The sequence below is a fragment of the Anabaena subtropica FACHB-260 genome (assembly GCF_014697105.1).
Classification (GTDB): domain Bacteria; phylum Cyanobacteriota; class Cyanobacteriia; order Cyanobacteriales; family Nostocaceae; genus Trichormus; species Trichormus subtropicus.
Window position 1 is genome coordinate 51,798 of sequence record NZ_JACJRF010000022.1, and the last position, 26,440, is coordinate 78,237.

Sequence of the window (26,440 nt, forward strand, 5' to 3'; positions counted from 1 at the left end):
TTGAGGAATGAAATCATTCCTGAACACCCTAAAGCTTGCTTACATAAGCAGAGTTAATTTAAAAAAATATGTTACTTTTGCCACAAGTTTTTCCATTGTGAATGTTATGCACCAGTTAATTACTAATACTTGGAACTGGCTCCTGCGCTTTCTTCTGAAGCGAATTATTCTTGTGCTAACACTCATGTTTTGCCTGGGAGTAGGGATAGCCTTGGCAAATATGTCTCGCCTTTCGTCAAATTTAATTGAATCACAAGCAATTCAAAATGCAGCCTTGTATATTGAATCTTTGAATCAAGGAATTAACTTGTACAGTGATAGCGCTGTCGAGCGAGCTAAGACAGTCAACGGAATTACTGTCACCCATGCTTATCTCACCGAAAAAGGGGGAATTCCCTTACCCTCAACATTTGCCATTGAACTAGGAGACCGTATCAGCGAACAAAATAAGGAAGTCTCGGTTCGATTGTATAGTGATTACCCCTTTCCTTGGCGAAAGGATAAAGGAGGGGCGCAAGATAAATTTGAGCAAGATGCACTAAGTTTTTTAAGAAAAAATCCCAATCGCAACTTTTTCCGTTTTGAAAAGAATGATGGACATACCGTGTTGCGATACGGGAAAGCCAGCATTATGAAGGCTAGTTGTGTTGCTTGTCACAACACTCACCCGGATAGCCCTAAAACGGATTGGGAAGTAGGAAATGTGGGTGGTGTGTGGGAGATTAACCAGACTTTAGATAGTTTAGTTGGCAAGGTAAGCAATAACCTCCAAGGAACCTTCATCATGCTGGGAGGAATGTCCTTTTTAGGACTTTCTGGATTGACTCTCGTAATTGGTAGACTACGACAAACTACCAAGGAATTAGAACAGCGCGTCAAAGAACGTACTACCGATTTGGTACAAGCTAACACTGACTTAGAAAAAAGAAACAGACTGATTCGCAAAGTTTTTGGACGTTATCTGAGTGATAACATCGTTGCCAATTTGTTAGATAGTCCTGAAGGATTGAAGCTTGGCGGTGAACGGCGCAAAATCACAATTCTAACTTCTGATTTAAGAGGATTTACTGCTTTATCAGAACAATTACCGCCAGAAGAAGTAATTACAATTCTCAACTTATATCTGGAGTATATGGCAGATGTTATCAACAAATATCAGGGAACCATAGATGAATTTATGGGAGATGGAATCCTAGTATTATTTGGCGCTCCTTTCCCTAGAGATGGCGATGCACTCAGAGCCGTGGCTTGCGCTTGTGCAATGCAGTTAGCAATGGGTACAGTCAATATAAAAATGAAGGAGTTAGGTTTGCCCTCATTAGAAATGGGGATTGGCATTAATACTGGTGAAGTTGTAGTGGGAAATATTGGCTCAGAGCAACGAACTAAATATGGAATTGTTGGCAGTCAAGTAAACCTAACTTATCGTATCGAATCTTATACCAAGGGAGGGCAAATTCTCATCTCCAACCAGACTTTGAATGATGCTGGAGGGAGTGTAAAAATTGAAGGACAAAAGCAGATACAACCGAAAGGATTTAAACAACCAATTACAGTTTATGAAGTTTATGGAGTTGGTGGATTTTACAATATTTATCTACCAAAACAGGAGGAATCATTCTTTATGGTTCCCGAAGAAATTCCTCTCTATTATACAATTTTACAAGAAAAGCATATTACTAATACCCTATTTAGAGGAGCTTTAATTAAGCTCTCAAATAAAGGGGCAGAAATTCGTATAGATGAGAATATTCTAGTAGAAGATAGCTTGCCACCAGAGCTAACAAATATCAAAATAAATTTATTAATCTCAAATAATCCACAGCAATTAAGTGATGATATCTATGTTAAGGTTTTAAAAACCTTAGCTAACAAGAGAAGTTTTTATATTCACTTTACTACTATACCCACAAAGATAAAATTGCAGCTTGACGCTATCTATAAGTCAATTAGTCAGTAAATTTGGGATTGTTAAAGTCAGGCGATCGCTTCTAAAATAGGAGAATGCTGACAACTCATACTCAACTATTACGACTGTCTCAAGGACATCTGAATTTACTCGAAACCTGTCCGCGTAAATTTCAACACACGTACTTAGAACAACTCAATTCTCCTTCAGACCCAGACCACACGGAGAAACAAACTTTGGGTAGCCGCTTCCACTTGTTAATGCAGCAACAAGAAATGGGCTTGCCAATTAATAGTTTTTTAGAAGCTGATACCCAACTGCAAAACTGGATGTCTGCTTTTGCTAGTGCAGCACCAGAAATTCTCATACCTACAACCGATGGGCAAACTTTCCGAGAAAGTGAACACTATCGTACCCTACAAGTTGAAGATTATTTGCTCACAGTTATCTATGATTTATTAATTGCTGATAATCAGCAAGCCCAAATTCTAGACTGGAAAACATATCCTAAACCACCAGATAAACGTAAATTAGCTCAAAATTGGCAAACTCGTTTGTATATGTACGTATTAGCTGAAACTAGCGAATACCTGCCCGAAAATATTTCAATGACTTACTGGTTCGTACAATCTGATGGCAAACCACAAAACATTCAATTTACTTACAGTAATAGTCTGCACTCCCAAACAGATAAAAAACTTCATCAATTATTAAATCAGTTAACTAATTGGCTAAGAAACTATCAAAATGGAGAGTTATTTCCCCAAGTATCAGAAAATAGTAAAGCCTGTAATTATTGCCAATTTGCTAAAAGATGTGAACGTGACTTATCCAAGCCCAAAGAACTAACAGAAACAGCCGTAAGTAATTCTTTTTCAAATTTCGATACTATTCAAGAAGTATCACTATAGAAATTAGTAATCAAAATTATCACCTTGCATAGGGATAAAAGACTCTACTTTTTAAAAAATATGACCTCATTTGATGAAACTGACGTTATTTACGTGCGCGAATTAGGCATAGATGATATTGCCCCCGTTTATCATTTAGGAGAACAATTATTTACTAGTGATTTATATCCTTACCTATACCGTACATGGGATGAATGGGAAGTAATTGGACTCTATAACACAGACCCAGAATACTGTTTAGTTGCTGAAACAGACGGAGAACTAGCAGGATTTATTTTAGGAACTATTATTACCAAAGCATCTTGGACTTATGGTTATATTTTATGGCTGGCCGTAAATCCTCAATTTCAACGTCAGGGAGTTGCTGACAAATTAGTTGATAAAGTTGTAGCGCGCATGATTGAAGATGGAGCGCGATTTATGTTAGTAGATACTGACCCCACCAATACGCCAGCAGTCAAATTTTTCAACCGCAAAGGTTTTGGCAATATCCGTCAACACATTTTCTTGTCAATGAATTTAAGCAAACATCCATATTATGGCAGATTAATTGACTACGAACACCAAAAAGCTGAAAGAGCAGGTTATAGGCGTTCTCGTCCTGCCATTCGGGCGCGTAAAGCTGATGGAGGAGCTAATGAAGTAATTATTAATCCCTTAATTAATGAAATTAAAATTAATGATGAACAAAACCAGATTTAATCTGTTTATCATGTAAACCAAAAGATCCCCGCCTTCTTCAAGAAGTCGAGGATCTGAGCCTCTCAACGTTCAGAAATCAAATAGGATTGCTATTTTTGAATTAATATAATGCAGTGGATTTTAACAGCAACTGAACAACCACCAGAATGGTTTATCCAAGCAGTGAAACAATATGTTCCTAAATCAAAAGGAATATATGCAGCACAATTATTGTGGCAACGGGGAATCAAAGAAGAATCACAACTAGCAGCCTTTATTAACTATCAAACCTATCAACCATCTGACCCATTTGAATTTGGGCAAGAGATACAGTTAGCAGTAACAAGATTAAAACAAGCACGTGTTACTGGTGAAAAAATTGCTATTTGGGGAGACTTTGACGCTGATGGTATTACTTCTACTGCTGTTTTGTGGGATGGTTTGGGTCAATTTTTTCAGCAACATCAGCAGTTAGATTATTATATTCCCAACCGATTGAAGGAATCTCACGGATTAAATGAGTCCGGTATTGATAACTTAGCAAAACAAGGTTTTACATTAATCGTCACCTGCGATACAGGCAGTACAAATATTGAGGAAATTATCTATGCCCAGAAATTAGGTATAGATGTCATAGTTACAGACCATCACACTTTACCAACCGAACGTCCACCAGTCACGGCAATTATTAACCCCCGCTATTTACCTAAAGAACATCCACTATTTCATTTATCTGGGGTGGGAGTAGCTTATAAGTTGATAGAAGCCTTGTATCAGACCTTCCCTGATATACCCAAAAACCCTTTAGAAGATTTATTAGATTTAGTTGCAGTAGGATTAATTGCCGACTTAGTACAACTTAGTGGTGATTGTCGTTATTTAGCACAGTTGGGTATCCAAAGATTACAAGCCGACTTTCAACAACCACCAGCCGCCAGACGAAGACCAGGGGTAGGGCGATTATTAGAATTATGTCAGAGGAGTGGCGATCGCCCCACAGATATTTCCTTTGGTTTGGGGCCACGTATTAACGCCGTCAGTCGCATTCAAGGCGATGCTGGCTTCTGTGTAGAACTCCTAACCAGTCGTGACATCAATCGTTGTCACCAATTAGCTGAAGTCACAGAACTTGCAAACACCCGTCGCAAATCCTTACAAAAAGATGTACAAGCACAAGTCACCCAAAAACTCGCGCATTTAGACTTATCCACCACCAGCGTCATCGTCCTTGAAGACCCCCAATGGCCTGTAGGCGTATTAGGCTTAGTCGCCGGACAAATCGCCCAAGAAACAGGTCGCCCCACAATTTTGTTAAGCACTGAAGGAGTGGGGGATGAAGAAGAACGAGGAATTGGGGCAGGGAGCAGGGGGAAAGGGGAAGAGTCTTTGAGTAAGTTCTCTCCTCTGCTCCCCTGCTCCCCTGCTCCCCTAGCCCGTGGTTCCGCCCGTTCGGTGAACTCTGTTGATTTATATCAATTGGTAAAACACCAAGCACACCTGTTACATCGTTTTGGTGGTCATCCTTTTGCGGCTGGGTTGAGTTTATTAGCAGAAAATATTCCCTTATTTACCCAAGCAATTAATCAACAACTGAAACAAACTTTGGGTAGTATCAATCTCATCCCAACAGTACAAGCAGACATAACAGTCACAGTTGCCGATTTAGGTAAAGAATTATTTTTAGAATTAAAATTATTAGAACCTTGTGGTATGGGAAATCCAGTTCCCAAACTCTTGATTCAAAACTGTTGGTTTGAAAATGCTTGGCATCGCAATCAACAAGATTCGCAAGGTAAAAAAGTACAGTATATTAAAACCGAATTTGATATCCGCGACAACTCCAGCAAAAACCCCTTTCCCGGTATTTGGTGGGGACACTACAAAGATGAATTACCCGTAGGTAGATGTGATTGCATAGCTGAATTGGACTACAACACCTTCAAAAAACGCTATGAAATCAGACTAATTTCTGTCCGTCCCAGTGAAGATGCAGAACTCAAAACCCAACACACAACCCAGATTCTCGACTGGCGCAATCTCCCCACACCCCACACTCCACACCCCACAACTCACACCCTCATTCTTACAGAATGCCCCAGCAATTGGAATGATTTACGCGCTTGGTGGCAAAAATCCCTGTACAATCAACAACAATTAGCCCTGGCTTGGAATAAACCTCAACACCAAGCACCACAAGAAATTTGGCTTACCCTAGTAGGTATTGCTAAATATCTCAGTCGGACAAATCAATTAGCCACCCGCACACAACTTTTAGAAAAACTGCGGATTAGTGACCAAAGCTTATTTTTGGGGATTAAGGCTTTGAAATATTGGGGATTTACAGTGAGAAGACAAGACCGTTCTTTAGAAATCACTTGGAATCCTGGTAGTGTTTCTGAAAGCAAAGCCGATGCTGCTGTGGCAGAATTTTTAGCAGCCATCCGCGAGGAACAATTCCAGCAAATGTACTTTTATGAAGTACCTTTATTTACAGTTATGGCGATGGTTAATACAGGGTTTCTAGGAGAGAGAGGCTAGTACCGCAAGGCAAAATTCAAAATAATTGAATCATCACCCATAGAAATTTTTATTAATTGTGAAGAAAACCGAATTACTAAAATATTTTTGATAAATTGCTGATGAGGTTGTAAGCGAGAAATGCTTATGAGTAGCAATTTAGTAGCTGATGCACACGATTTGAAGTTACGTTTAGAATGGGGTCAACCTGGTTTTACAATTGTTGATGTGCGCGATCGCCACACATACAATTATGGCCACATCACAGGCGCAATCCAAATCCCCTTGGAAGATTTAGCCCAAAAAGCTAAAACTGCTCTGCACAAAGAACGTCATATCTATGTTTATGGGGCTAGTGACGACCAAGCAACCCACGCAGTACAAATATTGCATGAGTCTGGTTTTGCTGATGTAGCCGGGATTCCAGGTGGACTGATTGCTTGGAAAAACGTTGGTGGTGCTACAGAAGGTGCAGCCGCATAAGCTTAAATGTTGGAGTTTCCTGATTGCATAATCATTCACTGTACTGCACATTAATGTGCAGTACATTTTCTATTTTTTAAGGGTATTCATGAGAAACAAAGGGAATAGGTACGACTTCGCCTTCAGTGTTTCCTACCTGCACTTTTAAACCCACACCGCCAGCTTTGCTGCGGATATAACCAAGCCCAAAATAACCGTCAGGGGTTTGTGTATAACTGGTGAGTTTGCCCACTTTTTCATCACCAATAGTAATAGTATTGCCGACTTCTGCCGGAGCATGAAGACGAATACCCCAAAGATATTGTTTGACACCTTTATAAGTATTTAATCTGGCGATAGTTTCTTGACCGATATAGCAACCTTTATTAAAAGAAATAGTTTGCCATAAACCCACTTCCAAAGGATTGTAATCATCCGTTAATTCTGCATCTGGGGCTGGTCTTCCTTGTAATATTCTGAGTGTATCCCAAGCGCGATCGCTTAATTCTAATGCCCCTGAGTCTATAATTTGCTGCCATACTCGCTGTTTTTGCGACACTGGCAAAATCACAGTATATCCAGGGGATGCCAAGCCGCTACCTACTGCAACGATGACACCACCATCAACTGTGATATGATTTCCGTAGGGTTGACCAATAATTGCACCTGCTGCCAACTTTTCCACTACAGCATCACTACCAGTCCCAATAATACTGAAAGTTGCAGTTTCATCAGTCACATCAGTTAATTGCACCTTATCAGCAAAGAAGATGTAGCGATCTAACCATTGCAACAAAGCTTCCCGGCGACTAGGCGAAACTAACAGTAAAACTGCATCATCGAGAACATAGCTACTTACCAAATCTATGGTGCGGGCAGTAGATGTCACCATGACAGTATCACAGCCTTGTCCCGGTTTCAGGCTCTGGAAATCATTTGTACTTTGATTGTGTAAAAAACGCAGACGGTCATCATCCCCAACACGGATACGTCCCCAATGAGAGCGATCAACTACGCTGGCCGAAACGCCATCACCTACAGCAACTTCTGCTGTTGCGGCTTGGATGGCGGCTGCGTCTTTACCGTTAAATGCAGATGTTGGCATGATAGTCAAGAATTTAATTTAATTTATGTTAAATAAACGTAGAAGCAAGTACTTTAGATATATCCTAATTTAAGTTGACATATCTAAAAATATATTTTGTTCTTTAGATGCTAACGTTATCCCCAAAAAATGAATGCTCGATTTTCATACTTTAGCTGAGTTCTCCCGTAACAACTGTCTTGGTATTTGCGCCTTTCTTGTACCAGCAAATATACTTACTACATTGTTCACAATCATCCTGACTATACTAGGTCGCCCAACCCATCGAATTTGGCAAATGGTGAGCCTAGCCAGTATTTTTGCAAGCTTGATGATTTTACACGTCTATACATGGTTCATGATTGGCGTGGTGATGTCCCCTACCTATATTTTGCTAGGTTTAGCAATTACCTGTTTGGTAGCTAACGTTGTCGCTCTAATTCTCCACAAACGCTTCTTTTACAACCAAAGTATTTCCCAAAACGCCTAACTTAACAACCACTATCCCATAGTTTTGATAGAGGGTTGATAGTGGCTGATAAGTGTCGGTTTTCCACACAGGAATAAATGGTGACTATCAAACCAAGGAAAGAGTAATTATTTATTCAACCCCTGCACCCGTCAACTTCACACCCCTAATTGCATAATCTAACAACTCCATTGGGTGCATTACACCAACTTTCTTACCTTGCAATTCTAAATGCTTAGTAATTTGCAAAGCACAACCAGGATTAGGAGAAGCAATCAATTCAGCGCCAGTATTCAATAAATTATTCACCTTTTGCTTACCTAATTCTTCCGCCACTTCTGGTTGCAGCATATTATAAACACCAGCACTACCACAACACAAAGCCGCATCCAAAGGTTCTTTCAATTTCACCCCAGGAATTTGCTGTAAAAGTTGACGAGGTTGGACACTAATTTTTTGTCCATGTAATAAATGACAAGCATCTTGATAAACCAAATTCAAAGGTTTATCTGTGAGTGGTGAAAGTTTGGCTGTCAACCCCACAGTCGCCAAAAATTCTTGAGCATCTTTAACTTTAGCAGCAAAATTTTGGGCTTTTTCCCGATATTCTGCGTCATCTACTAAGATATGACCATATTCTTTTAAAGTATGACCACAACCAGCCGCGTTGATAATGACATAATCAACATCAGTATCAGCAAAGCTATCAATCATCTGTCTAGCTAAAGCCTTCGCTTGTTCTGTTTGTCCTTGGTGTTCGGGGAGTGCTGCACAACAACCTTGAGATTTAGGAATCACAACTTCGCAACCATTGGCTGTTAATACTCGTACCGTCGCTTCATTAACTGGGGAGAAAAATAACCTTTGCACACATCCTAAAATCATACCCACTCGGTAGCGTTTTTTCCCCTGGGCTGGAATAATAGTAGGGAGATTATCTTGAAAACTTTTGATAGTAATCTGCGGCAGAATTGATTCCATTGCTGCCAATCTTGGGGATATCTTTTTGAGTAATCCTGTAGCGCGAACAACTTGAGAAATTCCCGACTTCTGATAAAAGAATAGGGGGATTAATAAGATGCGTAAAATATCTGGGTTGGGAAATAGAGAAAATATTAATTGACGAACTAACTTATCAGAAAAACTGCGCGGATAATTGCGTTCTATTTGATGGCGAGTAGCAGAAATCAACTTATCATACTGCACACCAGAAGGACAAGTTGACACACAAGCAAGACATCCCAAACAAGAGTCGAAATGTTCTACTGTAGCTGTATTCAGAGCAATTTCACCCTCATTGATGGCATCCATTAAATAAATACGTCCTCTGGGGGAATCCATCTCCTTCCCTATGACTCGATAACTAGGACAAGTGGAAAGACAAAAACCACAATGGACACAACTATCAATTAACTTTGCATCAGGTGGATGGCTAGAATCAAATCCTTTTAAATTCTTTAAACTAGCAGTATTATTAAGAGAATCTTCTGAAACTTGCATATTTATTTTCTTTCCCTGTATATCTCTGGTGAGTTGCTTAAATTCCACCCACAAACCGACCCGGATTTAAGATATTTTTACTATCAAACTGTTCTTTAATTCGACGCATTAAGGGTAAATCATTGCCAGTGTATCCCCATACATCCATTTGCTGTTTAACTGGTATAGGCGCTTGGAGAACAGTTAAAAAACCTTTGTGAGATTGACAGAGCGATCGCATTTGCAAAACTTGACTTTTATCCTCAACTTGTAACACACCCAAACCGCTACCAATGTGAATCAAACCAACTTGTATTTGATCTAAAATCTCCACACCCGCACTAGGTAATACTCCTATTTTGCAGGTAATTGTTGATTCTGGGACAGGAGAATGTATTTGTTGTTGTAATCTCTGCCATAGATTGTTTTCATCTACACCAGAAAAAACAGTTCCCACTAAACCTAACTTTTCCCCTACTTCTAATAAACGATTTGATTGTTCCTTCACACTCTCACTAATACTTTGAAACCGAGTAATTAAACCGATCCCCTTACCTAATTCTAGACTAGATACCAATCCAGTAGAGATTAAATCAGCTTGAGTCGGTGTTAATGCAGAACCCCGCAACGTTGTGGCTACTTGAGATATCGCCTCTGCTGCACCAGTCAATACTACGGTTCCCGATGCTTCCTGAATTGGATACACGCGAAAAGTTGCTTGGCTAATAATTCCTAATGTCCCATAAGAGCCAGTAAATAACTTCATCAAGTCGTAACCAGCCACATTTTTTACCACCCTTCCCCCAGCTTTGGCAATTTGACCATCAGCACGGATAAAGGTAATCCCTAAAAGCTGGTCGCGCACACTACCATAACGTTGTCGGAGGGAATTGGTATCAGATGTAGCGACGATACCGCCAATAGTTGCTTCTGGTGTAGAGGGGTCAAGGGCGAGAAATTGCCTTGCATCTGCCAAAATATTCTGGAGGTGGGAAAACTTCATCCCAGCTTCGACGGTGACAGTCAAATCACCGACTGCGTGTTCAATTAATTTGTTGATGCGTTCTGTACTCACGACCACATCAACATCTTTCGCTAAACCACCCCAACTCAGTTTACTCTTGCTACCACAGGGCAGAATACGCCAGTTGTTACGGTATGCTGTAGCGATAACTGCGGCTAGTTGTTCTTGATTTTGGGGATAGACAATACAACTGGGGAGGTTTTCACCAGTTATGGTTTGACTAAGTTCAAGATTGTTGTCCAGATTAACTGTATTTTCTTCACCAACAATAGATGCAAGAGTAGAAGCGTAAACGCTTGTCGGTTTGTCGTTAGACATCGCTGTCATTATTTTATTTTTGAGTCCCTACATCCCATTCTCTGTGATGATGACACAAAATAGACAACCTCCTGAGGTTTCAAAATAGGAATACTGCTCATGAGTTACGAACCATCGCACTTGATCACCTAATAATAAGTAAGGGTGTACGGTCGTACACCCTGAGAAACTAACTATGAATTAAACAACTAGACGTTTACCGTCTGTCTATTATTTGTCGGTGTGTAAGTACTTGTATGACTATCTTCAGATTTGGTAAGTGCTAAAGATTCTTTACCTGTAATCAATCTAGCACTACGTTTGCGGGTGAGATAATTCCATGCCCATTGAATCATGACTAATATTTTGTGGTCAAACTCAATGAGGAAGTAGATGTGAATTAATAGCCAGAATAACCAGGCAAAGTAGCCTTTCAATTTGATTAAGCCTAAGTCTACAACGGCTGAATTTTGTCCAATCATGGCTAGGTTGCCATAATCAGTATATTTAAATGGTCGTAGAGTTTTACCTTGCAGGCGTTTTTGAATTAATGCAGCGACGTATTCGCCTTCTTGTTTGGCGACTGGTGCGACACCGGGGAGGGGTTGACCGTTTTGGTGAGAGAAGTTGGCTAAGTCTCCCACGACGAAAATATTTTGATGTCCTTTAATACTGAGGTCTGGTTCTACAATAACTCGTCCTGAGCGATCGCACTCTACACCTGTGCGTTCTGCTAAAACTTTACCCATTGGTGAACCTTGAACACCTGCTGCCCATAATACAGTCTTGGCGGCAATTTCTTTGAATTGGTCGTTTTGTTTGAGGGTAACGATGTCGTTTTCAATATTTGTGACGCGGGTTTTGGTGTGGACAATCACACCCAACCTTTCTAGAGAGGCTTCTGCTTCTTGTGATAGTTCTGGCGCTAGGGCGGGAAGGATGCGATCGCCCCCTTGTAGTAGTAAAATTCTAGTTTCTGAGGTGTCGATGTTGCGGAAGTCTTCTTGTAGTGTTTTGTATGCTAATTCAGCGATCGCACCTGCTAATTCTACACCTGTGGGGCCAGCACCCACAATCACGAAAGTCAACAAAGCCCTGCGTTTTTCGATGTCTGTTTCTTGTTCTGCTGCTTCAAAGGCTGTAAAGATTCGGCGACGCATTTCAATTGCATCTTCCACTGTCTTCAATCCAGGCGCAAATTCTTTCCAGTTATCTTTACCAAAATAAGAATGCTTCGCACCAGTGGCAACAATTAATGTATCATAAGGTACTACTTTATCACCCAGAATAACTTGCTGGGTTTTTGGATCAATATCATTAACTTCTCCCAGCAACACTTTTGTATTTTTGCTGGTGCTAAGTACAGACCGCAATGGTGCGGAAATATCGGTAGCTGATAGCGCACCTGTAGCAACTTGATATAAAAGTGGCTGAAATAAATGAAAGTTACGTTTATCAATAAGAGTAACGTCTACATTCGCTGTCTTCAATGCCTTTGCTGCATACAGTCCACCAAAGCCACCACCAACGATTACAACCTGATGTGGTTGATGATTCTCAAGTGAAGCTACCATAATAAATGTTTCCCTGCGTTAAAAATTTTGTAACTGTTCTTAATAAATATATGTAACAGAATCCTAATATTTGTTGCAGTTTATTTTGAACACTTGACAAATTCATAAAATTAATCAAATTTACTATCTAGTCATTTGTATTTCCTATTAAAAAAAATAGGTATTTTACCTGGGTGAAGCAAAATACCTATTCCACAAATTTTATGTTGCTAGGTTTAAAAATTCAGGACTAAAGTCCTTACTACAAACTTATCTACCGAGCAATTTAAACATTAACTGGTTGTATATTGTTTGTTGGTGTGTAATTACTTGTCGTCTGATTGTTGTCAACGTTGGCGAATGCTAAGGATTCTTCGCCAGTAATCAATCTCGCGCCACGTTTGCGAGTGATGTAATTCCAAGCCCACTGAATCATTACTAGTAGTTTGTTGTCAAACTCGATGAGGAAGTAGATGTGAATTACTAGCCAGAATAGCCATGCAAAAAAGCCTTTTAGCTTGAGAAAACCTAAATCTACAACGGCTGCATTTTGCCCAATCATAGCTAGGCTACCGTGATCTGTGTAGCTAAATGCTGGTAAAGTAGCACCTTGTAGGCGTTTTTGGACGAGTGCGGCGACGTATTCACCCTCTTGTTTGGCGACTGGTGCGACACCAGGGAGGGGTTTACCGTTTTGGTGGGAGAAGTTAGCTAAGTCGCCCACGACGAAAATATTGTCATGTCCTTTAATACTAAGGTCTGATTCTACAATAACCCGTCCGGCGCGATCGCATTCTACACCTGTGCGTTCTGCTAAAACCTTGCCTATTGCCGATGCTTTCACACCTGCTGCCCATAATACAGTTTTTGAGGCAATTTCTTTGACTGTATCGCCTTGTTTCAGGGTGACAATATCATTTTCAATATTTGTTACCAAGGTTTTAGTTTGAACAACTACACCCAACTGTGTCAAAGATGCTTCTGCTTCCTGGGATAATTCTGGTGCAAAAGGTGGGAGAACTCTATCTAAACCTTCCAGAAGAATAACTTGCGCTTCTGTGGTATCAATTTTGCGGAAATCTTCCTTGAGGGTATGGTAAGCTAATTCAGCGATCGCACCTGCTAACTCTACACCAGTAGGGCCGCCACCTACAACCACAAAAGTCAACCAATCCCGACGTTTTTCGGGGTCTTTTTCTTTCTCTGCTGCTTCAAAGGCTGTAAAGATACGGCGACGCATTTCAATCGCATCTTCTACTGTTTTCAATCCAGGCGCAAATTCTTCCCAATTATCTTTACCAAAGTAGGAATGCTTTGCACCTGTAGCCACAATTAATGTGTCGTAGGGTATTTTCTCGTCACCCATCACTACTTGTTGTGCTTTTGGGTCAATATCATTGACTTCGCCCAGCAGAACTGTTGTATTTTTGCTCTTACTCAACACCGCACGTAAAGGGGAGGAAATATCTGCTGGTGATAGCGTCCCGGTTGCAACTTGGTAAAGTAGTGGCTGAAATAGGTGAAAGTTCCGTTTGTCGATGAGAGTCACGTCTACTTTAGCTTTAGCTAATGCCTTTGCAGCATACAATCCACCAAAACCACCGCCAACAATCACGACTTTATGTGGTGAGTTGTTCTCAAGTGCTTCAACCATAAGAAGTATTTCCTTGTGTTACGAGTGCTGTAACTATTCTTAACAAATTTGTATCAAAATTGTCACATTTATTTCTGTTTAAATTGAACATATAAAAAATTGATTAAAGTTACCAAAAAGACAAATATTGAGTAATATAAGCTACATAGATATAGTAGGGGACAGGTTAGAGGGGACAGGTAACAGTGTTGAAAGTCAATTTTTATTGTTTGTAGTGAGCGATTTATCGCTCTTTTACCGGGTTTTCCAGCAGTAGCTAGATAGATTAGGACATCAAGAAATCATCAAGAATTTGTTGGGTTGCGCTGCGCTTAACCCAAACTACCTTTTTCGTTAACTGAACCGTATTGTGCTGTGAAGGGCTAAAGCCCTTACTACGAACTCAGCTTTTCTATTAACATCTGGAGTTATTCTAGACGGACACAACTTGCCGGACTTCTATCGGTTCACCAGTTAAACTAAAGGCACGAACTTCAGTAATTTTTACCTTGACTAATTGCCCTTTTAATTCGTTAATATCTCCGGTGAAGAAGGTGAGACGATTACCCCTGGTGCGCCCCATGACTTGAGTTTTATCTTTAGAGTTTTGGTCTTCTACCAAGACTTCCTCAACCCGTCCCATGTAGCGTTGCGATCGCTCGGCTGCTTTTATGTTCACTAAATGGTTTAATCTTTGTAAGCGATCGCTTTTGACTTCTTCACTTAACTGATTTTCCCACAAAGCTGCTGGTGTACCTGGGCGGGGAGAATAGGCGGCGGTGTTCAACAGGTCAAAACCAATATCTTCAACCAGTTTCAAGGTATTTTCAAACTGTGCTTCTGTCTCCCCAGGGAAACCAACGATAGCATCGGCACTAATTGACGCATCTGGCATATATCGGCGAATTGTGTCGATAATCCGGCGATATTTCTCATGAGTATAACCCCGCGCCATTGCTTTTAAAAGTTCGTTGTCTCCAGATTGGAAGGGAATGTGAAAATGTTCGCAAACTTTCGGCAATTCTGCACAAGCCTTAATTAGCCTCTCAGTAAAATAACGGGGATGGCTAGTAGCAAATCGGATGCGCTCAATTCCCGGCACATCATGGACGTAATACAGTAGGTCTGTAAGGGTGTGTAGGTGTCGCCCTTCTGGTGTGGCTCCGGGTAAATCTCGTCCGTAAGCGTCAATATTTTGACCGAGCAAGGTGATTTCTTTATAACCTTGCTGTCCTAGTTGTTCCATGTCGGCGCGGATAGCTTCTGGGGTGCGGGACTGTTCCACGCCGCGCACGTTAGGAACTACGCAATAAGTACAGCGTTCATTGCAGCCATAAATCACATTTACCCAAGCTGTGACGGTGCTATCCCGTCGCGCCTGGGTGATATCTTCCATAATGTGGACGGCTTCGGTGGCGACTACTTGATTACCGGCAAAGACTGACTCTAATAAATCTTTGAGGCGGTTGGCGTGTTGTGGCCCCATGACTAAATCTAATTCTGGCACTCGCCGTAATAGTGCTTCGCCTTCTTGTTGGGCTACACAACCAGCAACAACTAAGGTTAAGTCTGGCTGTTCATGTTTGCGCTTGGCTTGTCTGCCGAGGTAAGAATAGACTTTCTGCTCGGCATTATCCCGAATAGTGCAGGTATTGTAGAGAATCACATCTGCATTGTTGGGATCTTCAGCAAAATCAAAGCCCATGTCTTCTAGGATGCCAGCCATGCGCTCTGAGTCGGCTTTGTTCATTTGGCAACCGAAGGTAGTAATGTGATAGCGGCGTTTAGAAGTGGTCATGGGCAATTGCGCTTAGTTAGCGTGATGTTAAATATGCTTTGTTTTCTTCTCTATTCTATTCGAGTATAAACAAGGTAATGGCATGAAGGAGCGATCGCTTTTATGAACTTTGCCAAGTGCCGTGGAAGCTGTGGGGAATTACCCTTGGTAATCCTAGTTTACATACAGGTTCTTGGTCTAGGCGATCGCTATCATATATCCAAACTTCACTACTATGAACATTGCCGTCATACACCACTGTTAACACCCAATTGTCTACAGAGATGGGTTCAGAAGGATAGCGGTTTTCGCCTGGGTAGGCTTCGGTGAGGGTTTGATTTTTGTGGTCGAAGCGGACAATGATATTTAGTAATTCTTGGCTAATATCTGTTCCTTGACGAAACCCGGACAGATAGGTGTATCGAGAAGCTTGTCCGACGTTTGGCGTGGGGACGTTGGGAAATTCACAATGTCGGTCTAATATTTGCTCAATAGCTGTAACTTTACCAGTTTGGGGATTTAAGCTAACCCGTGAAAGTGTACTCTTAGCTGGAGTGTGAGTTTCACCTGTGGCTACTTCTTTAAGATATTGGTTAGTTTGAAAATCTTCGTAACGGGCAATATCCACAATGACTACACCACTATCATCTACATAACCGTTAGCAAAATGCCACTGATACCAAGGTTCTGTTTCCCCCCGACTCACTAAAGATAAGGTTTCGCAGTCAATAACTAAAACTTGCGTACCTAATTCCGGTAGCCACTTCATAGAATCACTATAACTTTTGGTTCCCAATAAGACAGGAAGCATTTGCAGGCGCACTGGAGAAATGAAAAATATCAGATATTGTCCAGCTAAGACAAAATCATGTATTAAAGGCAAACCATCTATGGGGTATGCAGCTTTTTGGATAATTTTCCCCGTAGAGTCGCTTTTGTAGACATTCAACTTAGCTTTTAACCCCAAGCTAATACCAAAGTTAAAAATCTCCTTTGTTTGGGGATTTTGCTTACAGTGTGCCGAATAGGGTAATCCCTTGGTTAAGCCTCCTAAATCATCTTGTCCCCAAGTTTCTAATGTTTGTAAATCTAAAGCATGGGGTTTACCACCTTCCCACAGTGCCAGGAGTTTATCAGGTAATGCCAGCACTGAGGTATTCGCAGCATTTTTAATTGGTCTGCGCCATTGATTCCAGATTAGCCCCGGTGCAGTCATGCCATAATTACCGTACAGAAATTTTCCGGCAGCCGTTTCTTGTTGATAGCCAGTGGTCTGCACATAACGATAAACTGCACTAGCACCTGCATCAGTAAAGTGGACAGCTAAAATTGCCCCATCGCCATCAAACCAGTGTCCCACCGAGACACCACCACGTTCTAGCCTTGCAGGCCCGTTACGGTAGAGAGTACCACGTAATCCTTCGGGGATTTTGCCGGAGATGATTGGCAATTGGGTAAGGGGAAATTCTTTCGCAGGTTCAATTACTCCACTCGCCCAAGCTTTTCTATTTGACTTTTTATCGAGTGTCTGCATATAAATTTGCTAGTTCAGCGTGGATAAATAAATTCTCAATGTAAAGTTATGTTACAACTATTTCCGAGAAAAGTTATTGGTTTAATGATTCTGGGTGTGGCCTTAACTTTAATGTTTACACCACAGCAGTTATCAGCTACCACTTCTCGCTCAGGTAATGTGATATTTATTCATCCTGATGGTACTAGTGCAGCCCATTGGGGCGCAGCGCGGATGCTCTACAAAGGGCCGGATGCCAGGCTCAATTGGGATAGGATGTCTAATTTAGCCGTCTACCTGGGACACATGAAAGACCAACTCACGGCGACATCTAACGGTGGTGCGGTGACTCACGCCACGGGGGTGAAGGTAAATGCTGATTCTTTTGGGTTGGATGAAGCGGGGAAACCATTGGTGGCGCTGTCGGGTAAACCCCAGACAATTGTAGAAGAAGCGATCGCCGCAGGTAAAGCAACTGCTATCATCAATTCGGGGATGATTCACGAACCGGGTACGAGTGCGTTTGTCGCTAAGTCACCTAGTCGCCGCAACTTTGCAGACATTACTAAACAAATCGTCGAGTCTGGTGCAGATGTCATCTTAGGCGGTGGTGAACTTTGGTATCTCCCCAAGGGTAAAGCCGGGAGACACGCCACAGCACAACAAAGTCAACGCACGGATGGGATTAATGTCATCGAGTTGGCAAAGAAGAAGGGTTACACCGTTGTTTACACCCGCGATGAGTTGCTGAAATTACCTACAAATACCAAAAAAGTGTTAGGAATTTTTGCCGCAGATGATACTTACAACGACGACACAGAAGAAAATTTAAAAAAACAGGGTTTACCGTTGTATGTCAAGAGTGCGCCGACAGTCGCCGAACAGTTACAAGTGACTTTACGCCTGTTCTCTGAGAGGCGTAATGGCTTCTTGATTGTGTTGGAAGAAGAGGGTAGCGATAATTTTTGTAATTATAATCATGCAGCAGGTTGTATAGAAGCAGTGAAACGCGCTGATGATGCGGTTGGGGTAGCGATGGATTTTATTCAAAAGAATCCCAATACTTTGTTAGTCACCGCCGCCGATAGTGATGCTGGCGGTTTGGAAGTGGTGGGAGTAACAGAGAAAGACTTTCCCTTTGATAAACCAGTCCCAGAAAAAAGCAAAAATGGCTCACCTTGGGATGGTAGAGATGGAACTGGTACTTTACCGTTTATTTCTGCACCAGACAAACAAGGTAAACGCTTTCCCTTTGCAGTCGGTTGGTCTACTTTCGGCGATAATACAGGAGCGATCGTTGCTAAGGCTCATGGTTTAAATGCTCAACTCTTACATGGCACAGTCGATAACACCGATATTTATCGCCTGATGTACCGTACCCTCTTTGGTAAGCAGTTGGCTAAGTAAAAGGAGTAATGAGTAAGGAGTAATGAGTAATGAGTAATGAGTGAGGTATTTTTCCGGTTATTTTTTGTCCTCCGACCCACTGGTTGTTGAGGCTGTATATTCCCCCACACCCTACGCCCTACACCCCGCCCCAACGGGGCTTTTTAATTAAACAGGAGAACTAAACCCATGCAACTAGAAGACTACTTTAACTTTCTCGGTTCTGACGATATTCGTTTAAAAGGTTCTCGTATTGGCATCGAAACCATTTTATATGAATATATTTATCGCGCCCGTACACCTGAAGAAATTGCCCAGATGTTCCCTAGTCTGACTATAGAACAAGTATATGCCACTATTCTCTATTACCATCACGAAAAAGAAAAAGCCAGTCAATATATAACCGACTGGCTAGAGTGGAGTCATAAAATGCGAGAAGAACAGCGTAAAAATCCCCATCCGGGAGTTAAAAGATTAATAGAATTTAAAGCCGAACAAAAAGCCCATGATCGTTCCAAAGAAATTCAAGGTTTTAGTCCAAATTTTTTGAGAATTAACGACTACGACTAAAAAACACCGCCGCCAGCACAATTAAGCCCAAAAGCACCAGAGGAACCCAAAGATTAGGTAAGTCAGAAAAACTCATCACGCAGCTGTTTTCAGGGATAATTCCAGTTATACAGCAAGCAGCCGACACGGAGAAACCAGGATGACATCTCCAGATACAGTTATATGGCTACAAGAGCGAACAACTTTAGGTATTCTCTCACCTGCGGCGTTGGATGCGATCGCCCAAGTTCTAGAAGCACAAGTCATACCCCCAGGAAATACTCTAGTTCCAGAAGCCACCCACCCAGAAGCACTTTACATTGTCCAAGACGGACAGCTAGAAAGCGAAACGACTAATCAAAATAGTTCTGCTTTGGCGCAAGGGTTTCTCCCAGGAGCAGTCATCAATCTGCAAGAATTACTTTTAGATGAGTTAACCCGATTTAAAGTTATTACGCTGACAGAATCTCATGTCTGGGCTATACCTGCGGCTAAATTTCAGGACTTAATTAGCCAATACCCAGAAATCACTCAGGCTTTTTCCCGACAACTGGCGCAGGAATTAGCCCAGGTGACATCTGCGTTAACTTATGAACAAGAACGTTCTGTGGCTTTGCGTCCCTATTTAGTCACCAAAGCGCAACGGGGAATTGTCGGGACAAGTCGCTACGCTGTGCGTCTGCGGGAGCAAATTCGAGAAGCTAATACTGACCGTAAATCTGTAGAAATTTTTGGCGAACCAGGCTTAGAAAAAGATAATATTGCGGCTCTGATTCACTTCAGTTCCTCCAAGCGACGCGAACCCATTATTAAAATCAATTGTGGGATTTTGCAAACTAGCGGCGCTGATTTATTTGGTCGTGCTGGTGGTAAACCAGGGCTGTTGGAGTGGTTGGGGGAAGGTAGTTTAGTTCTCAATAATATCCAAGAGTTACCACCAGAGTTATTACAGCCTGTAGCACAGTTATTGCAAACAAATATATATACTCCTGTGACTCGGCCAGGAGAACCAACGGCGGAACCCCGCACCAGCAAAGCCCGAATTTTAATTGTGTCGGAAAAAACCGACTCCAGAATTGAACGCTGTGTCTGTCATATGATCAAAGTACCGCCTCTACGGGTCAGAAAAGCCGACATTAAAGCCCAGGTGGAATATTACACTAGTTTGTACGTGCGATCGCGTGGAGTTGCTAAACCTCGCATCACCCCAGAAGCTTTACGCCGTCTACAATCCTATGATTTTCCCGGTAATCTCAAGGAGTTGAAAAACCTTGTAGAACGGGCAATTGTTCAAGCCGGAGAACGCAGCGAATTAACAGAGGAGATATTTTGGGCGGCTGAACCGAAGAAAAAGCAATTTCGTGTCAATCTTCTGAATATTTATCCGGGGTTACGGCGATTTTTGCGGAGTCCCTGGTGGCCTGACCGCATTAATTATGGTTTTACCGTCGTTGTGTTTGCATTTATTGTAGGTGTATTGTTCGTAGGGCCGCAAACACGCGATCGCAATTTTGCCTTAAATTTATTTTGGGCTTGGTGGTGGCCGATCATCCTCTTTATTTTCCCATTCTTGGGGCGTGTGTGGTGTTCTGTCTGTCCGTTCATGATTTACGGCGAAATTACCCAGAAATTATCCCTGTGGTTATTTCCTCGCCAACTCCAACGCTGGCCGCGAGAAAAAGCCGAAAAATGGGGCGGATGGTTCTTATTTGGGTTATTTACCGTCATTTTTCTCTGGGAAGAACTCTGGAACTTAGAAAATACAGCCTATCTTTCCGCCTGTTTGCTGTTACTAATTACCTCTGGAGCAATGATTTTTTCTGCCATTTTTGAACGGCGGTTTTGGTGTCGCTATCTTTGTCCCATCGGGGGAATGAATGGTTTATTTGCTAAACTCTCCATGACTGAATTAAGAGCGCAGCAAGGTATCTGTTCTGCTACTTGTACAACCTATCAATGTTATAAAGGCGGCCCCGAAAAAGGCGAAGGAATGGAGACAAATGGCTGTCCTTTATATTCTCACCCAGCCCAGTTGGAAGATAACCGAGATTGCGTATTGTGCATGACGTGTCTTAAAGCTTGTCCCCATCGTTCTGTGGAGTTTAACTTGCGTCCCCCCGGAATTGAACTGTGGACGACTCATGTACCCCACAATTATGAAGTAGCTTTGTTGTTGTTACTTTTGGGGGGAATCTATCTCCATCGTTTACCAGAGTTGCTAAATTGGCTGGGTTTGTCACTTGATTTAACTCAATTTTGGTTACATTTGGGAATATCTATTTTAGCTCTGTTAATTCCATTTGCTGTTATTTCGTCCGCCCACGGTTTAATTAAACTCTTCAATATTCGCCGCAAACCTAGACGATTTATTGAACTTGCTTATGGTTATTTACCATTAGTTTTAGGCGGAAATTTTGCTCATTACCTGCATTTAGGTTTAGGTGAAGGTGGAAAAATCCTACCCGTGACCTTTGCTACTTTCGGTCTAAATGGAGAGCAATTACCAATATTAGTAGCACACCCGGCAGTAATTGCCTTTTTACAAGGTACCATCCTGATTTTTTCCGTGCTGTTGACGATAGTATTGACACAAAAAATTGCCAGACAACCATTGAGAGTTATGCTTTGGCAACACCTAGTCGCTATTGGCTTGGGTGTAAGTATGTGGGCAATTATTGTTTTTTAAGCGATATTGGCTTTTTCGTCTAGAGAAATACTCAGTTCTCCTTGGTTTTGCAAGCGGCGTTTACGTGCATAGAGTTGAATAACTACTGCAAAAATGAAGATAGCGATCGCTGTTCCCAAAGCTGTGACAGTTGTTGGCAAGCTGTTTTTAAAAATTGCTAACAACACAACTAAAGCAAGTAAGATAGTGGGTATCTCATTGATTCTTCGCATTTGTAGACTGTTGATAGAGTAGGTGTCTGTCTCTAACTGACGAATAAATCGCCCACAGTAGAAATGAAAACATATTAACAAAAACACCAAGAAAAGCTTTACATGGAGCCAATCCTGCTTGAGAATATCTGGTTGAGTGGAAATAATTCCAATCGCCATTGCAATTGTAAATATCATGGCTGGCATCATGATCAACTTGTAGAGTAACTTTTCTATACGGCTATACTCTTGCTTTAGTGCAGTTTTTACAGGCTCTTGCCGTTCTTCAGCTTCAATGTGATAAATGAACAGGCGTGGCAAATAAAATAAACCTGCGAACCAGGCTACAAAACCAAGAATGTGAAATGACTTAAACCACAGGTATGCCATAAAGATTTCAGTAATCTTGAGATTAACCAATCTCTATGCTACAGAAAATGAAGCCTAACTTGAAACCAACTATCTGCTCGCGTTTTTAATTCTTAACGTTCATGCAGGCGATGAGCTAGGCCACTGCCATTTCTACGGAACTCTCTGCAAATTGGCGCGCTCAAGCTGACATTAAAGTTATTTGTTCATTCAAAAGATACTCTAACTAGACATTCAAGCTATATCTTCAGAACGAAGAATATTCCCAGATAAATTAAGAAAATATGAATATAAATTGTTAAATATATTTATCTGAGAATAATTAAATGAAAACAAATGACCTAGAATATTATGATTTAAATGCAGATAAATGGTGGCAAAAAGGCGAAAGTTTAAATTTATCTCAGCACTTGAATCAAGCTAGATTTGAGTACTTATCAAATTACATTATTAATGGAAAAAATGCTAAAGTGTTAGATGTTGGTTGTGGTGGTGGATTAGCGTGTGAATTCCTTGCACAGCGAGGTTTTAGGGTCTCTGGTCTCGATTTATCTCTAAATTCTATTAAAGTTGCTCAAGAACACGCTAAACAAAATCAACTAAAAATTGATTATCATCAGGGAGTAGCAGAATCACTACCTTTTGAAAGTCAACAATTTGATATTGTATTGTGTTGCGATGTTTTAGAACACGTCAACGATTGGCATAAAGTTATTTACGAAGTTTATAGAGTTTTAAAGACAAAAGGTTTATTTGTATTCGATACAATCAATAGAACTTTTAAATCTAAATTGATCATGATTTGGTTGTTAGAATATATTTTTAAACAATTGCCACAAGGACTGCACGAATGGAATAAATTTATCAAACCTGATGAGATAATTAATATTATGCAGAATGCTGGGTTTGAAGATATCGTAATTAAAGGATTTGACTTAACTGGCGGTACTAATTTTACCACGCTCAAAAATATCATCTTTAAAGGCTTAACTTCTCAAGCAGAAAGCAGGAATACAGCATTATTCGATATCCAAATAAATGAAGATACTTCTGTCTGGTATATTGGTAAGGCAATGAAACCCTAAACAGTTTAAGTTTTCTTTAAGACTAATTTATCGACAAATAGTTTAAGAGTCAGAAGGAAAAAATATTTACGGAATTTCCTCCAGTGTCACAACTATTGTTTATAAATTAGCATAGATTTTGTACGGCTGGCGGGGAGAGTCATAGTTATTAATTTCTAGTTGTTAATAAGACTTCAGCACTCAATATCTTGCTTGCGGAGCAGATTTAATATATAAATCTCACCAGAGAATAATAATACAAAATTTTTTTATAATAAAAGTGTAACAAATTGTTAATATTGTGTAATACTAGGAAATGCAAGATAAACAAAAAATTTTGGCAACTGTTAATTTTGCCAAAAAATAGGTAATAACTCGATTGATAGCTGAAACCGAAATAAAGTTAAAAGCAAGATCGTTACCTTGAATACTTGCAAAATTTCACTTGTCAATCATTAGAAACTATAACGGTGTAAAAGCATGGTTCAATGTCAACCATCATCTCTGCATTCAAAAAAATTGGTATTACTAACATCAATAATAAGGGATGAAAAGAGCCTTAATAAGGGTATAATTATCGGCGGTTTTATTTTATGTTTATGGGCAGTTAGTTTAATTATTTTGCTGTCATTAGACACGTCTATAATTCATGTATTTTTGCTAGGAATAGCCATGCTTTGGCAGACATTCCTATATACAGGTCTATTTATTACTGCTCATGATGCTATGCACGGTGTGGTTTATCCCAAAAATGCCAACATAAATAATTTTATAGGTAAATTAGCTTTACTATTGTACGGACTATTTCCTTATAAAGAGTTATTGAAAAAGCATTGGTTACACCATCGCCATCCTGGGAGTGAATTAGACCCCGATTATTGCAATGCTCATCCACAAAACTTCTTTCTTTGGTATTTCCATTTTATGAAGTCTTACTGGCGATGGACACAATTGTTTGGATTAGTCATGATTTTCCATCTACTCAAAAACTTATTTAATATACCTGAGAATAATTTAATTATATTTTGGATAATACCTTCTATTTTAAGTTCTGTACAATTATTCTATTTTGGCACGTTCTTACCTCATAAAAAAGTAGAAGGTGGATATACTAACTCCCATTGTGCGCGGAGTATTGCATTACCTCTTTTTTGGTCTTTTATTGCTTGTTACCACTTCGGCTACCACAAGGAACATCATGAATACCCTCAGCTTCCCTGGTGGAAATTACCCGCAATTTACAAAATAAGTTTAGATATTTCTTAAGTAGATGGGGTAATACCCACCCTCAATACATTTCATTAATCAAAGAGAAATCTTATATTTCGTCACAAAATAAATGTAATACACCCTAATTGAAATTTCAATTAGGGTGCTTCTTTGAACAAGAGTTATTCTGTTTTGCAACTATGTAGATTCTAATGCTGATGGTAATTCCTTATGAGGGAAAATAAACATGATCACCGATTTGAAACCTTTAATCATACTTTCTCCGGTAGAAAGTAATCGCTCCCAAGTGTTTACCCTGACCCGTTGATATTTAATTATGTTACGCGCTTGGTTAAGATTACGTACACTGTTAATTAAATTAATCAGTCCATTAAAAATTTTCTCCAAAGCTGATTTTACTATTACTTGTTTTGGTAAATTTATATTAGGAGCAGTCTGAATCAATTTAATTAGACGTGAACGCATCTGCTCATCTGAGATTGAGCCATTTTGATAGTTGATAACAATAGATGAAGCGGTAGGGTTAACTCGAACTTTTGCACCTTCAACGTATAATTCTATAACTTGTTTAACTTTATTAGCATACTCGGTATCTTTTGCTAATCGAGGAATACGAAAACGAATCCGTCCAGGAATTGCATGAGCAACACTACATGATATATTTTGATGTTGCTCATGCTGTTTTTTTAAACTATTCGGATGAGAATTAGAAATTTTTCTTGAGGACATATTGAAAATCCAGTAGGGAAAACTATACCCTACAAATCTTTATGGCAGAGGATGGAAAAGAAAATCAGGGAAAATATAGTTAAAAATTGCCCATATAGAAAAGGCAAATTATCTTGTCAAAATAACAAGAACTGGTGCAAGAGAAATATATTTAAATAAATATACATGAACAATATAAATAATAATTGCTGCTATTTAATCTAAAATCTACCAAAAGAGTAGTTAATATTATCAAAAGTATGAAAAGGAGGGAGAAATTTGATGGCAATAGAATAGGATGAGACTGCATTTTTTATCGGTATGAGGCACATTGCCCTAGCCTCTTGCCTCTCTTTCCTATAAAATATACTACCACTAACGAAGAAATAATGTAAATGGCGATCGCCAATTGAAAAAATAAATCAAAACACAATATTTCTCAAAAAACACATTCGGTAGCGTGAGAAATGGGAATAAGTTCTAAGCCAGAAGCTTGAGCTTTTTTCTCTTGCTCCCTGCTCTGCTGCCTTATCCCCACTATAATTATTTATGCCGCCTATAAAGTTCTGCAATTTTTGATTCTAAGCATACTGACATATTTATCCCCTGTTTTGTATCAAGTTTTTTCTCAATCACCGCCTGAGAAAAGACTTTATTATTACCGCTAGAATTAGTTACAGAAGTATTATTATTGGCTGAAGTGTTACTGTTTAAAGACATGGCTCCACTTGGCACTTGCCTATTTTCTTTAAGTAAACGACTATAGGTTCGCTGAGGAATAAAGTGAAGTGGATTGTAACCAACAAAACGCAAAATTAATACACAAGCCCAAGAATATCTCCCGTCAGTAATCGCTTCAATTACTTGATTTAATTGTTCAGTAGTAATTGAATTGTGAAGACTGGATTGAGAAGAATTAATGTGGTAGTTCATGATGTTTTTCAATAT

21 protein-coding genes are annotated in these 26,440 nt (G+C 40.2%); 11 read left to right on the plus strand and 10 right to left on the minus strand.

Annotated elements, in window-relative coordinates:
* Positions 1 to 106 precede the first annotated feature (106 nt).
* From H6G18_RS14060 to H6G18_RS14080, 5 genes are all read left to right on the plus strand, one after another.
* Positions 107 to 1,960, plus strand: a complete 1,854-nt coding sequence (locus H6G18_RS14060; RefSeq protein WP_190407721.1) for an adenylate/guanylate cyclase domain-containing protein — start codon at positions 107 to 109, stop codon at positions 1,958 to 1,960.
* 44 nt (positions 1,961 to 2,004) lie between these two features.
* Positions 2,005 to 2,820, plus strand: a complete 816-nt coding sequence (locus H6G18_RS14065) for a PD-(D/E)XK nuclease family protein (protein ID WP_190407722.1) — start codon at positions 2,005 to 2,007, stop codon at positions 2,818 to 2,820.
* Between the two features lie 60 nt (positions 2,821 to 2,880).
* Entirely contained in the window at positions 2,881 to 3,522 is a 642-nt protein-coding gene (locus H6G18_RS14070; RefSeq protein WP_190407723.1) for a GNAT family N-acetyltransferase, read from the plus strand.
* 108 nt (positions 3,523 to 3,630) lie between these two features.
* Positions 3,631 to 6,039 carry a single-stranded-DNA-specific exonuclease RecJ gene (locus H6G18_RS14075; protein WP_190407724.1) on the plus strand — a complete coding sequence of 803 codons (2,409 nt, stop codon included), beginning with the start codon at positions 3,631 to 3,633 and terminating at the stop codon, positions 6,037 to 6,039.
* Between the two features lie 126 nt (positions 6,040 to 6,165).
* Positions 6,166 to 6,501 (plus strand): rhodanese-like domain-containing protein, encoded by a 336-nt coding sequence (locus tag H6G18_RS14080; RefSeq protein ID WP_190407725.1) that lies wholly within the window; start codon positions 6,166 to 6,168, stop codon positions 6,499 to 6,501.
* A 76-nt stretch (positions 6,502 to 6,577) separates the two neighbouring features.
* On the opposite strand, the gene ygfZ is transcribed toward H6G18_RS14080, so the two are convergent.
* Positions 6,578 to 7,585, minus strand: a complete 1,008-nt coding sequence (ygfZ, locus tag H6G18_RS14085; protein ID WP_190407726.1) for a CAF17-like 4Fe-4S cluster assembly/insertion protein YgfZ — start codon at positions 7,583 to 7,585, stop codon at positions 6,578 to 6,580.
* A gap of 133 nt (positions 7,586 to 7,718) precedes the next feature.
* Here ygfZ and H6G18_RS14090 point away from each other — a divergent pair, with 133 nt between their 5' ends.
* Positions 7,719 to 8,054 carry a hypothetical protein gene (locus tag H6G18_RS14090; protein WP_190407727.1) on the plus strand — a complete coding sequence of 112 codons (336 nt, stop codon included), beginning with the start codon at positions 7,719 to 7,721 and terminating at the stop codon, positions 8,052 to 8,054.
* A 111-nt stretch (positions 8,055 to 8,165) separates the two neighbouring features.
* Here H6G18_RS14090 and H6G18_RS14095 read toward each other — a convergent pair whose 3' ends face one another.
* The 6 genes from H6G18_RS14095 to H6G18_RS14120 all read right to left on the minus strand — a co-directional run bounded on the left by H6G18_RS14095 (position 8,166) and on the right by H6G18_RS14120 (position 17,330).
* Entirely contained in the window at positions 8,166 to 9,533 is a 1,368-nt protein-coding gene (locus tag H6G18_RS14095; protein WP_190407728.1) for a (Fe-S)-binding protein, read from the minus strand.
* 37 nt (positions 9,534 to 9,570) lie between these two features.
* Complete coding sequence (locus H6G18_RS14100; RefSeq protein ID WP_190407729.1) at positions 9,571 to 10,863, minus strand: FAD-binding oxidoreductase; 1,293 nt, start codon at positions 10,861 to 10,863, stop codon at positions 9,571 to 9,573.
* 179 nt (positions 10,864 to 11,042) lie between these two features.
* Positions 11,043 to 12,407 (minus strand): NAD(P)/FAD-dependent oxidoreductase, encoded by a 1,365-nt coding sequence (locus H6G18_RS14105; RefSeq protein WP_190407730.1) that lies wholly within the window; start codon positions 12,405 to 12,407, stop codon positions 11,043 to 11,045.
* Positions 12,408 to 12,672: 265 nt separating this feature from the next.
* Complete coding sequence (locus H6G18_RS14110) at positions 12,673 to 14,040, minus strand: NAD(P)/FAD-dependent oxidoreductase (RefSeq protein WP_190407731.1); 1,368 nt, start codon at positions 14,038 to 14,040, stop codon at positions 12,673 to 12,675.
* A gap of 412 nt (positions 14,041 to 14,452) precedes the next feature.
* Positions 14,453 to 15,817 (minus strand): tRNA (N6-isopentenyl adenosine(37)-C2)-methylthiotransferase MiaB, encoded by a 1,365-nt coding sequence (miaB, locus tag H6G18_RS14115; protein ID WP_190407732.1) that lies wholly within the window; start codon positions 15,815 to 15,817, stop codon positions 14,453 to 14,455.
* 100 nt (positions 15,818 to 15,917) lie between these two features.
* Positions 15,918 to 17,330 (minus strand): carotenoid oxygenase family protein, encoded by a 1,413-nt coding sequence (locus tag H6G18_RS14120; RefSeq protein ID WP_190407733.1) that lies wholly within the window; start codon positions 17,328 to 17,330, stop codon positions 15,918 to 15,920.
* A gap of 48 nt (positions 17,331 to 17,378) precedes the next feature.
* Between H6G18_RS14120 and H6G18_RS14125 the strand changes: the two genes are divergently transcribed.
* The 3 genes from H6G18_RS14125 to H6G18_RS14135 all read left to right on the plus strand — a co-directional run bounded on the left by H6G18_RS14125 (position 17,379) and on the right by H6G18_RS14135 (position 21,930).
* Positions 17,379 to 18,716 (plus strand): alkaline phosphatase, encoded by a 1,338-nt coding sequence (locus H6G18_RS14125; protein ID WP_190407734.1) that lies wholly within the window; start codon positions 17,379 to 17,381, stop codon positions 18,714 to 18,716.
* Between the two features lie 168 nt (positions 18,717 to 18,884).
* A complete protein-coding gene (locus tag H6G18_RS14130; RefSeq protein WP_190407735.1) occupies positions 18,885 to 19,265 on the plus strand; it encodes a DUF433 domain-containing protein in 381 nt (126 codons plus the stop codon).
* 139 nt (positions 19,266 to 19,404) lie between these two features.
* Positions 19,405 to 21,930, plus strand: coding sequence for a cyclic nucleotide-binding domain-containing protein (locus H6G18_RS14135; RefSeq protein WP_190407736.1), 2,526 nt, complete (start codon positions 19,405 to 19,407; stop codon positions 21,928 to 21,930).
* Here the strand turns inward: H6G18_RS14135 and hemJ are convergent.
* Positions 21,927 to 22,511 carry a protoporphyrinogen oxidase HemJ gene (gene hemJ, locus H6G18_RS14140; RefSeq protein ID WP_190407737.1) on the minus strand — a complete coding sequence of 195 codons (585 nt, stop codon included), beginning with the start codon at positions 22,509 to 22,511 and terminating at the stop codon, positions 21,927 to 21,929. The two genes, H6G18_RS14135 and hemJ, sit on opposite strands and share 4 nt — an antisense overlap.
* Before the next feature lie 305 nt (positions 22,512 to 22,816).
* Here hemJ and ubiG point away from each other — a divergent pair, with 305 nt between their 5' ends.
* On the plus strand, positions 22,817 to 23,575 hold the full coding sequence (ubiG, locus tag H6G18_RS14145; RefSeq protein ID WP_190407738.1) for a bifunctional 2-polyprenyl-6-hydroxyphenol methylase/3-demethylubiquinol 3-O-methyltransferase UbiG: 759 nt from the start codon (positions 22,817 to 22,819) through the stop codon (positions 23,573 to 23,575).
* Positions 23,576 to 24,034: 459 nt separating this feature from the next.
* Positions 24,035 to 24,820 carry a beta-carotene ketolase CrtW gene (gene crtW, locus H6G18_RS14150; RefSeq protein ID WP_190407739.1) on the plus strand — a complete coding sequence of 262 codons (786 nt, stop codon included), beginning with the start codon at positions 24,035 to 24,037 and terminating at the stop codon, positions 24,818 to 24,820.
* Positions 24,821 to 24,961: 141 nt separating this feature from the next.
* On the opposite strand, the gene H6G18_RS14155 is transcribed toward crtW, so the two are convergent.
* Positions 24,962 to 25,513, minus strand: a complete 552-nt coding sequence (locus tag H6G18_RS14155) for an HMA2 domain-containing protein (RefSeq protein WP_190407740.1) — start codon at positions 25,511 to 25,513, stop codon at positions 24,962 to 24,964.
* Positions 25,514 to 26,035: 522 nt separating this feature from the next.
* A complete protein-coding gene (locus H6G18_RS14160; protein WP_190407741.1) occupies positions 26,036 to 26,425 on the minus strand; it encodes a HetP family heterocyst commitment protein in 390 nt (129 codons plus the stop codon).
* Positions 26,426 to 26,440 lie beyond the last annotated feature (15 nt).